This window comes from Nocardia sp. NPDC003963 (assembly GCF_053605105.1).
Map to the genome: position 1 here is coordinate 1 of NZ_JBSGIP010000026.1, position 9,354 is coordinate 9,354.

Sequence of the window (9,354 nt, forward strand, 5' to 3'; positions counted from 1 at the left end):
CACCAGGGGGTTGTGCGGCGACGGGTGGTTCCCGGTGGAAATGCGCCGCAACGGTTGTCACAGCATTGCGGTTTTCGATCGGTATTCCCCCGGTCATGCCGGTTACCGGGGGAGTGCGTGGCAATGCCATGCCCTCGAGCGCATGGGTTGCCGCATCCGCCAACGCCCGGCACGTCTGGAATCGATCGGCTGGGTCCTTGGCCATGGCCTTGGCGATCACGTCATCGAATGCCCACAACCGGGGGTTGATCGTCGATGGTTTCGGCGGCGGCTCGGACAGGTGTGCGTGCATCACGGCGAGCGGCGTCGACCGAGGGTACGGCGGCGCTCCGGTGAGCATTTCGAAGAAGGTGGCACCCAGGGCGTACACGTCGACTCGATGGTCGATATCACCTCCTTGGAGCTGTTCGGGCGCGGCGTAGGCCAGTGTCGCCAATACGGATCCGGATGCGGTGAGTGATGCGGAGTCGTCCAAGGCGCGAGCGATGCCGAAATCGGTGACCAGCACCCTTTCTTCATCGTCTTCGTCGTCATGGCCGGGTGCGACGAGAATATTGGCGGGCTTGACATCACGGTGCAGCAGGCCGGCGCGGTGCGCGTAGTCGAGTCCGCGGGCGGCCTCACCGAGGATGTACACCGCTCTGGCCACCGATGGACGTTCCTGCGCGATCACCCTCGCCAGATCTTGGCCATCGACGTATTGCATCGAGAGCCAAGGGTTGTCCAGTTCGAAGCCGCGGTCGTAGATCGTGACGATGTTGCGATGATCGAGACGTGCGACAAGCTCGGCCTCACGTTCGAACCGCTTCGTGAACTCGACTCCACCGAATGCCGTGTTGTAGAGGATTTTCAACGCGACCCAGCGTGGTAGTCGCGGATGGCGGGCCAGATACACCGCGCCCATGCCGCCGGAGCCGAGCATGTGCTCTATCCGATATCCGGCAAAGACTGTCCCCCGTGCGAGCATGGGGCCAAGCATAGCTAGCCGCATTCTCGGGCGCGGCCGGGTCGCGCGCCCCAGGGCACCTCGCCGGCGACCGGCGGTGCCTCGACAGCGAGCCCATCCAGCTCACGTTGCAGCGCGGTCCGGGCCGCGTCGGAGAATCCGACACCGACCGTCCCCAACAGCTGCAGCTGTCCCTCCCGGTCGCGCGCGGCCACCAGCAAGGAGCCGAACTGCCGGCCTGGTGTGTGCCGGCCCGGTACTGGTAGGGCGAAATATGAGAACGTGCCGAATAGGTTCGAGTGCGCAGCCCTTCGAACAGGGGGTGCGAAGGGTCTTCGGCAGTCAGGTTGGTGCGGAGCGGGATGTAGATTTCGGCATCGCCGTGTGATCAGTCGCGGCTGTTGATTCGCTTCGCAGGTGAGATGGTCTGTGATGTCGAGAGACTGCTTGGTCAGCCCGAGGATCAACATGCTTTCCCCGGCGGTACCCGCACGCAGGGTTCGGTGGACCTGATCTCGGCGGAGACGGTCGCCACCGCTGGGGCGTCGGTTCCGCTCGGCCGGTTGGCCGAACCCGAAGAGATCGCCGCGGCGGCTGTTTTCCTCGCCTCGGACGCGTCCAGCTGTGTCAACGGCTCCGAGCTCGCCGTGGACGGCGGCTCCGCCCAGATCTGAGCCGCGCAGGCGCAAGCCCGCCGGCCCGGCAGAAGCCGTGGAAAGTCCGAGCGCATGGCACTGTTTGCCAACCAAGAGCTGTAGCGGCCTATCCTCCCGGGTTCGAGCCGAGGTGATCGCCTCGCGGTGCGGATTCATTCCTGCCGGGCCCGGGTGGTGCCGGTGCAAATGGGTGGGCTGGTTCACCAGCTCGGCGTGCTGGCGCCACGGTCGGGCGGTGACCACGACATAGCCACCCGGGGAGAGGTACTCGGCGGCTCCGGCGAGGATTTTCGTGAATCCGGACAGCAGCCGGCCGATTCCGACGTCGGCGAGGTCGCCCCGATCGAGCACCGCCCCGTAACGGTGATTCCTTTTGACCACGGGGGCTTTGCCGTTGGCTCGGACCTGGCCGTGCAGGGAGCTACCGTAGGGAGGGGAGGTGATCACAAGATCCACCTGCCCCCGCAACTCCAGGGGTACCAGCGCTGCCGCACGGGTCCCATCCCGGCAGCTGGCGAATGGCCAAACTGGCTGCGTTGTCTCGCAACCCACTGTAACGGCAGTGTGCGACGGAATTTGTTGGTAGCCGATAAAATTAGAGTTCTTTCGGCTGTAGAGCGGCTCGCGGTGGGCCAGGACGGGCTGATCCGTGACTCCGGAGCGGTTCTGAGCTCACAGGTGAAAGGGTTGCGTGTGTCCGGGTCTGTCTCGTTGCCAATATGGGCTGCGATAGCATTGCCGCTGATCAGTGCGGTGATTGCGCTGTCCGGTAACTTGCTAGCAGCCCGCTTGCAGCGGAGAACGGGGGCGGAGACCGTCGCGGCCGTGAAGGTTGCTTCTCGCTGCCAACGAGCGAGAGACCGACCACGGTGAGTGGGTCCGGCGGCTGCTCGGTGTGCCGGGGAGTGGTCGTCTTCCGGTGACCCGGGACAGGAATACCGACTCATCCTGAGACAGGTGCGAGTCCGATGCGCCGGCGTAGATCGATCAGGTAGCGATTCCGCAGAAGTGCGGGGTGCCGGTCGTAGAGGAGAGCGAAGGCCGAATCGACGATCTGATCCACCATCACGCCGAACTGTTCGTGCGACAGCGACACGCGGCCCGGGTGGCGGTTCGATGAGATCGTCACGTCGACACCGGCGCTCTCCACGCAATAGACGAGGGGTTCCGCGGTCATACAGGTTTCGACCCGGTCTTCGATTTTCAGCGCCGCGGGCAGGTATTGCCATGCCAGCGCGAAGTCCATAACGGGAGCCCACACGGTCGAGAAGTCGTGACCGCCGATGGTCAGGTCGACCTGCGCCCGGAACTGGTAGGCGAGGAAGTCGCTCTCGGGTATGTCTTCCCAGCCGGTCGATGCCCCGTCGTCGGAGAACGGTGCCGGAACCCAGCTCGATGCCCAGGACAGATCACTTCGATCCGGCTCGTACCGAATGCCGAAAGGCTGCTGTGCCATGGCCGACCACCCTTCACCCGACTGATCGATCCCATCGTCCGGCGCCTCCGCAGGACTTTGAGGTCTCGGTGCACATCCTCGCACCGGGAAGACCCGGGAGTCGACCAGCTCGACGGTGACGTCGGCGTCGTTGCGAACCGGTGCAGCGTCAGCCGCGTGGACACTTTCGGGACGACAGGTGCCGGAGCGGATTGTTCTGAGGCGGGACCCATTGAAAGGCTCGGTACGACTGCGGCTTCTTTCGCTGTGGATGACAGGCGTGCAGTAGCCGCTCGATCCGGTAGCCGCGGTGCGGGTAGATGCGAGAGGCCCGCGGCCAGTAGTGGTCGGCGGGTGGTCACCACGGTTCGAGTTCGATCAGGTCGAAGGTGAGCGGCTGGTAGCCATGGGGCTCGGTGTCGGCTACGGTGATCCGGTTGCGTGCCCAGGTCCCGACGAGGGTGTAATCGCCGGTGATCTTGTCTTCGTGCAGGTCGTCGGAGCCGAGCCCGTTGCCTTCGGCGGTCAGTATCGGCAGCGGGTGCAGGGGGCACCCGACCGCGTTCGGGGTGATGGTCGATTTGTCGACATGGACGAGTATGTCGTGGTTGATGACGTACCGGCCGACCGGAATGTCGGTGGGTGAGGCGACCTTCGTTGCCGTCTCGGCTTGTCGGTAGAGATCGGTGGCGCTGTCCGACTCCTTGTCGGCATGGCCACCTGCCCGGACCACACGAGTCGGCGAGGTCAGCACGCGCTCGACGGCTGCGACGAACGGATCGCCGAGCCGGCAATGTTCCATCAACTTGAAGGAAGGGCCGTAGTCCCGAGCGGCGAGACAGCCGGCGACCTGGGCATGCCCTGGTTCTGACCGGCCTGGACCGGGAACGGCACGCGCGGTGGTGAACTCATCCGGGAGTTCTGGCGGCAGAGGAATTGGGGGCACGCGCGACGGGCAACCCGCTGATAGCTTCGCCTGGATATCCGGCAGGTGATATCCAGGCGAGGACGGGCAGTTCATGAGCGACGAAGGCACCCCACCACCTCCGGATCTGGTGGAGCGGCTGGTGCGGTATTTCGGTGTGGTCACGGCCACCCGGCTGGGACCGGACGACGACTACTTCGGTATGGGTCTGGTGAATTCGCTCCGGGCACTGGAGATCGTCGCCTATCTCGAGGGCACTTTCGATATCGATATCGAGATCGACGACCTGGATCTGGACAATTTCCGGACGGCGCGGCGCGCGGCCGCCTTCGTCACCCGCAAATGTGGTTCCACCACAGACCTCGGTGCGGGCAGGTGAGCCGGCTGGAGTCGCTACTCCGCCGCGCCGCTGAGGGTGCGGCCGAATGGGACAGCACGGGGATGCCACGGGAAATAGTGTCCGCCGCAGCGGAAGCGGGCGTGCTCGGCATGGATAGTCCGGCGCGTTACGGCGGTCGCGGCGCGGATGCGTCGGTAACCGGCCGGACGGCGGCCGAATTGGGCGCGGTGTGCACCTCGCTGCGTTCGTTGTTCACGGTGCAGGGCTTGGTCGCGGCGACGATCGCCCGCTGGGGCACCTCCGAACAGCGTGCGCACTGGTTGCCCGGGTTGACCGGTGGTGAGCTGGTCGCCGCTCTCGCGGCGACGGAAGCCGGAGCCGGCAGCGACCTTTCGGGAATCACCACCCGCTTCACGGGTGCCGGGCCCGAGCGACGTGTCGGTGGCCGCAAGCTATGGGTCACTTTCGGGGCGCTGGCCGATGTGGTGCTGGTGGTGGGGCGATCGGACGACGGACCGGTTGCCGCGCTGGTGGAGACGGATCAGCCCGGCGTGCGGGTGGAACCGGTGACCGATCAGCTGGGCATGCGGGGCGCGCGCCTCGCGCACCTGACCTTCGATGCGGCGCGGGTGCCCGCCGGGAACATACTCGGCCGAGCGGGTTTCGGCCTGTCGCATGTGCTGGGAACCGCACTCGACCACGGCAGGTACACGATCGCGTGGGGCTGCGCCGGAATGGCGCGGGCGTGTCTGAGCGACGCCGCGGCGCATGCGCACGACCGGATCCAGGGCGATGTCCGGCTCGCCGACCACCAATCGGTGCGTGCCGTGCTCGGACGCAGCTGGGTGGACGTGGCGAGTGCGGAGGCGCTGTGCGTCCGCGCGGCCGGTGACCGCGACGACCGCGAGCCGACCGCGCATCTCACCACCATCGCCGCGAAATACGCCGCGGCCCGGGCAGCGTGCGCGGTGAGTGAGCGCGCGGTGCAGATGCTGGGTGCCGCGGGCTGCGCCCCCGGCAACCGGGCCGGCCGCTTCTACCGCGATGCCAAGGTCATGCAGATCATCGAAGGCGCCCGCGAGATCGCCGAACAGGATCTGGGTGAGTTCGTGCTGCGGTCCGTCGGGGAATCCCGTGCCGCGGCGGACCTCGTGCCGGAGAACTGAGAGCGATACCCATGATCTCCCTCGGTCCGGTGTCGACCGCTTTTCCTGAATCCACTGTCGCGGTAGCCGATCTCGCCGAGCTGTCGGAACTGCCGCCCGCTCGTCGCGCGCATGCACTGTCGCTCGGCATCACCTCCGTGCGCTGTGCCGGTGACGCCGCGGACCATGACGCCGCGGAGCACGATCTCGCCGCCGCGGCCGCCCGCGGGGCGATCGACCGCGCGGGGCTGGCGGCGAGCGAACTCGACGCGCTGCTGGTGGTCGGTGGGCGCGCACCGCGCTATCTGCTCGCCTCCGAAGCCACGCGCCTCCAGCAACGCCTCGGCGCGGATCGCGCGTTCGTCGCCGGGATCGGCGAGCTCGGGTGCGTGTCGATCTCGGCCGCCTTCACCCTCGCGGCGGCGTTGCTGCGCGGCGACCCACGGTGCCGCACCGTACTCGTCGTAGCCGCGGCGACCGCGCCGACCCGACTCCGCTATCGCGCGCCGATGACGATCCTCGGCGACGGGGCCGCCGCCGTTGTGCTCAGTGCCGGAAACCGGGGCCGGTATCAGTTGGTCGACCACGAGATGCGCAGTGACGGCCGCTACGCGGACCTGTTCCGGATCGACTACCGCGACCTACCTTCGGATCAGTGGCGCGAGACCTGCGCCGATGAGGCCACCTACAGCTTCCGGCTCGCGGTCGAAAGCCGCAATCGGTTCACCGCGATGAACAAAGAGATCATGTCCCGCAACGGATTACGTATGGAGGACCTGGGTTCGGTACTGATGCAGAACCTGTCGGTCGGCGCGTTCGCCTTCTGGGAGGAGGCGCTCGGTGTCGGCATCGATCCGGCCTGCCACCGCAATCTCGCCGGATTCGGCCACCTCGGCTCGGTGGATGTGCTGGTCAACCTGGACCTCGCGGCGCGGACTCGCGCGCCGGGGGATCATCTGCTGCTCCTGAACAGCAGCCCGGTCGCGGCGTGGAGCACCAGCCTGCTGCGTCGCCTGCCGGATGGCGACAAGGGAGGGATATTCTCATGAACACGATCGTGAAATGCCTGGTGTGGGATCTGGACGACACACTGTGGGACGGTGTGGTGCTGGAAGGCGACGCCCGCGCACCGCGTCCGGAAGCGCGCAGGGCGCTGCGGTTGCTGGACGAGCGTGGCATCGTGCACACGGTCGCGAGCCGCGGCGAGCCCGCTCCGGCGCTAGCGCATCTGGCGGCGCACGGGGTCGAGGAGATGTTCTGCGCGACGCAGATCGGCTGGGAAGCCAAATCGCTGGCGGTGCGCCGGATCGCGGAGTCGCTGAACATCGGCCTGGATGCTGTCGCTTTCGTCGACAACGATCCGGTCGAACGCGCTGAGGTGGCGTCGGTGCTGCCCCAGGTGCGCTGTTATGCCGCCGAGGACGTAGCGGGTCTGCCGGATCTCGCGGAGTTCAGCCCGGCGGTCGTCACCCGCGACGCACGCGAGCGCAGACAGCGCTATCGTGCCGAAGCGCGCAGACGGACCAGCGAGCAGTCCTTCGCCGGTTCGGATGCCGAATTCCTGCGCGGGCTCGGGCTGGTGATGACCGTGCGCCGAGCGCGCGAGGCGGATCTGGACCGTGCGCACGAACTCACGGTACGCACCCACCAGCTCAACACGACCGGGCGCACCTTCGATATCGGGCAGTTGCGGGCGCTGAGCGCCGATCCCACGCACGAGGTGCTGATCGCAACCTTGCGCGACCGGTTCGGTGAGTACGGCGCGATCGGGCTCGCGGTCACCGAGGTGCGCGGCACGGATTCGGTACTGCTGCTGATGCTCATGTCCTGCCGGGTGATGTCGCGCGGGGTCGGTGGCGCGCTGCTGGCGCATCTGGTCGAGCGGGCGGGTGCGCGCGGACAGCGCTGTGTTGCGGAGTTCGTGCCGACCGAGGTGAACCGGGTCATGCTCGTCACGCTGCGCTTCGCCGGATTCGTCGTGCTGGAACAAGGTCCGGAACGGGTACTACTCGGTCACGACGGACACACCGTGGCGCCCCACACCGCTCACGTACTGGTGCGGTCGGCCGATACGCCGACGCCGCCCGGCGATCTGATCGACGGTCTGCTGCGGCGGGCCGCCGAGTTCCCGGATCGGTGCGCGCTGATCTCCGGTGGGAAAACACTCACCTATCGCGAGCTCGTCGATCGCACAGCCGCTCTCGCCGGGCGTCTGGTCGGGGCGGGTGTGCGTCCTGGCGACGTGGTGCTGTGCCTGCTCCGACAGGACGTGTGGACGGTGGTGGCGATGCTGGCCGCACTACGCGCGGGAGCGGCGTGGTGTCTGGTCGAGCCCGAGCGGGCCGGCCCGCAGGTGCGTGCACTGGTCGACGACCTGGACTGTACCGCTGTGATATTCGACGAGCACGCGCCTCCCACACCGCGCGGGGAGGTGGCGGCACTGCTCGCCCCCGCGTCGGCCCGGCCCGCTCTGATACCGCTGGGCGAGAGCTCACCGGCCGGTCCGCTGCCCGGTCCGCTGCCCGCGTCGGCGCCCGCCTATGTCATCACCACCTCGGGATCCACCGGCGCACCCAAACCAGTCGTGGTCAGCCGCGGCAACCTGGCCGCGATGATCTCCGGACGCGACTATCCGTGCGAAGACGGCGCATTGGTCACGCTGTCGACCTGCCCGCTCACCGCCGACGCCGCACTCCTTTTCGGCCCGTGGGCCCTCACCCGGGGTGGGACCGTGGTGGTGCCGACCCACCGGGAGCTGCCCGACGCCGTGGCGGTCGGTGCGCTCGTGGCCGGGTCGCGGGTGAGTCATCTCGTCGCCACGCCGTCGTACTACCGGCTGCTGCTGCCGATTCTGGTCGAGGCGGCGACCGCGCCGACGGTGGTCGCCCTCGCGGGCGAGACGCTGTCCTCGTCGCTGGCCGACCGGCATCGCGAACTGCTGCCCGCCACCGTCCTGATGAACGAGTACGGCCCCACCGAGGCGACCGTGACCTGCGTCTGGCACGTGGTCACCGATACCGCGTCGGTGCCCATCGGGCGGCCGCTGCCGGGAAACACCGCGCGAGTGCTGGGACCGGAGCTGACGGTGACGACCCGCGGAGACATCGGCGAACTGTATGTCGGCGGAGATCAGATCACCCTGGGCTACGCCGCCCGTCCCGGGGCGACCGCGACCCGTTTCGTTGCCGACCCGTTCGCCGGTGAACCCGGCGCGCGGATGTATCGCACCGGCGATCTCGCACGACTCACCGCCGCGGGCGATATCGACTATCTCGGCCGCGCCGACGGCCAGGTGCAGATACGTGGAGCGCGGGTGGAACGACACGCAGTGGAGGCGGTGCTGGAGACCCATCCGGGGGTCGCGCACGCGGTGACCGTGGTACGCACCGGCCGCGACGAGATCGACGACCTCATCGCGTTCATCGTGCCCGCCGCCGGCACCGCGCCGCCCGGTCGGCGGGCACTGGCCCGGCACTGCGCCGAACGGCTCTCTCCGCTGGAGGTGCCGAGCCGGTTCGTGCCGATCGACACGATTCCGATCGCCGCGGCGGGCAAGCTCGACACAGCCGCCCTGCTGGCCAGGGCTGACGATCCGCCGCTGCCGGGGCCGTCGCGCGCCGAGTGGACACCCGGGCAACGCGAGGTCGCCGAACTGTGGTCCGCCGCGCTCGAACACGATGACTTCGATCTCGACGATTCGTTCTTCGAGATCGGCGGCAACTCGCACCGGGTGGTCGTGCTGCATCTGCTGCTCGAACAACACCGGCCGGGCGCGGTGCGCGTCGGGCAGCTGTTCGATCTGCGCACGATCCGCGACCAGACCGATGCGCTCGCTGCCGGTGCCGCGGTGCCGGCCGAGCCCGAGGTCTCCGCCCCAACCCGAGCTTTCGAGCTGTGACCCCTCAGG

General features: G+C 67.9%; 9 protein-coding genes. 5 read left to right on the top strand and 4 right to left on the bottom strand.

The window, feature by feature from the left end; genetic code table 11:
• Together ACWEWT_RS27650 and ACWEWT_RS27655 are read right to left on the bottom strand one after the other, a co-directional pair.
• The coding region (locus tag ACWEWT_RS27650) for a serine/threonine-protein kinase (RefSeq protein ID WP_452563249.1) at positions 1 to 967 on the bottom strand (967 nt) is incomplete at its 3' end.
• Between the two features lie 14 nt (positions 968 to 981).
• Positions 982 to 1,416 carry an ATP dependent DNA ligase gene (locus tag ACWEWT_RS27655; RefSeq protein ID WP_452563251.1) on the bottom strand — a complete coding sequence of 145 codons (435 nt, stop codon included), beginning with the start codon at positions 1,414 to 1,416 and terminating at the stop codon, positions 982 to 984.
• On the opposite strand from ACWEWT_RS27655, the gene ACWEWT_RS27660 reads away from it, so the two are divergent.
• On the top strand, positions 1,369 to 1,620 hold the full coding sequence (locus ACWEWT_RS27660) for an SDR family oxidoreductase (RefSeq protein ID WP_452563252.1): 252 nt from the start codon (positions 1,369 to 1,371) through the stop codon (positions 1,618 to 1,620). The two genes, ACWEWT_RS27655 and ACWEWT_RS27660, sit on opposite strands and share 48 nt — an antisense overlap.
• 925 nt (positions 1,621 to 2,545) lie before the next feature.
• Here ACWEWT_RS27660 and ACWEWT_RS27665 read toward each other — a convergent pair.
• Entirely contained in the window at positions 2,546 to 3,058 is a 513-nt protein-coding gene (locus ACWEWT_RS27665) for a hypothetical protein (protein ID WP_452563254.1), read from the bottom strand.
• 337 nt (positions 3,059 to 3,395) lie between these two features.
• Positions 3,396 to 4,073 carry a hypothetical protein gene (locus tag ACWEWT_RS27670; protein ID WP_452563255.1) on the bottom strand — a complete coding sequence of 226 codons (678 nt, stop codon included), beginning with the start codon at positions 4,071 to 4,073 and terminating at the stop codon, positions 3,396 to 3,398.
• Between ACWEWT_RS27670 and ACWEWT_RS27675 the strand changes: the two genes are divergently transcribed.
• Genes ACWEWT_RS27675 through ACWEWT_RS27690 form a run of 4 tightly spaced genes read left to right on the top strand, consistent with a single transcriptional unit; the run spans position 4,057 to position 9,345 of the window.
• A complete protein-coding gene (locus tag ACWEWT_RS27675) occupies positions 4,057 to 4,341 on the top strand; it encodes an acyl carrier protein (RefSeq protein ID WP_452563256.1) in 285 nt (94 codons plus the stop codon). The genes ACWEWT_RS27670 and ACWEWT_RS27675 overlap by 17 nt on opposite strands.
• Positions 4,305 to 5,468 (top strand): acyl-CoA dehydrogenase family protein, encoded by a 1,164-nt coding sequence (locus tag ACWEWT_RS27680; RefSeq protein WP_452563258.1) that lies wholly within the window; start codon positions 4,305 to 4,307, stop codon positions 5,466 to 5,468. The genes ACWEWT_RS27675 and ACWEWT_RS27680 overlap by 37 nt, the downstream gene beginning before the upstream one ends.
• 11 nt (positions 5,469 to 5,479) lie before the next feature.
• Positions 5,480 to 6,496, top strand: a complete 1,017-nt coding sequence (locus tag ACWEWT_RS27685) for a 3-oxoacyl-ACP synthase (protein WP_452563260.1) — start codon at positions 5,480 to 5,482, stop codon at positions 6,494 to 6,496.
• Entirely contained in the window at positions 6,493 to 9,345 is a 2,853-nt protein-coding gene (locus ACWEWT_RS27690) for an HAD-IIIC family phosphatase (RefSeq protein WP_452563262.1), read from the top strand. Before ACWEWT_RS27685 ends, ACWEWT_RS27690 begins: the two co-directional genes overlap by 4 nt.
• The last annotated feature ends 9 nt before the right edge of the window (positions 9,346 to 9,354 follow it).

What these genes read in the sequence shown, in the direction of transcription:
- ACWEWT_RS27660 (WP_452563252.1), top strand. Translation starts at nt 1,369, where the DNA reads ATGGTCTGTGATGTCGAGAGACTGCTTGGTCAGCCCGAGGATCAACAT.
- ACWEWT_RS27655 (WP_452563251.1), bottom strand. Translation starts at nt 1,416, where the DNA reads ATGTTGATCCTCGGGCTGACCAAGCAGTCTCTCGACATCACAGACCAT.
- ACWEWT_RS27665 (WP_452563254.1), bottom strand. Translation starts at nt 3,058, where the DNA reads ATGGCACAGCAGCCTTTCGGCATTCGGTACGAGCCGGATCGAAGTGAT.
- ACWEWT_RS27675 (WP_452563256.1), top strand. Translation starts at nt 4,057, where the DNA reads ATGAGCGACGAAGGCACCCCACCACCTCCGGATCTGGTGGAGCGGCTG.
- ACWEWT_RS27680 (WP_452563258.1), top strand. Translation starts at nt 4,305, where the DNA reads ATGTGGTTCCACCACAGACCTCGGTGCGGGCAGGTGAGCCGGCTGGAG.
- ACWEWT_RS27685 (WP_452563260.1), top strand. Translation starts at nt 5,480, where the DNA reads ATGATCTCCCTCGGTCCGGTGTCGACCGCTTTTCCTGAATCCACTGTC.
- ACWEWT_RS27690 (WP_452563262.1), top strand. Translation starts at nt 6,493, where the DNA reads ATGAACACGATCGTGAAATGCCTGGTGTGGGATCTGGACGACACACTG.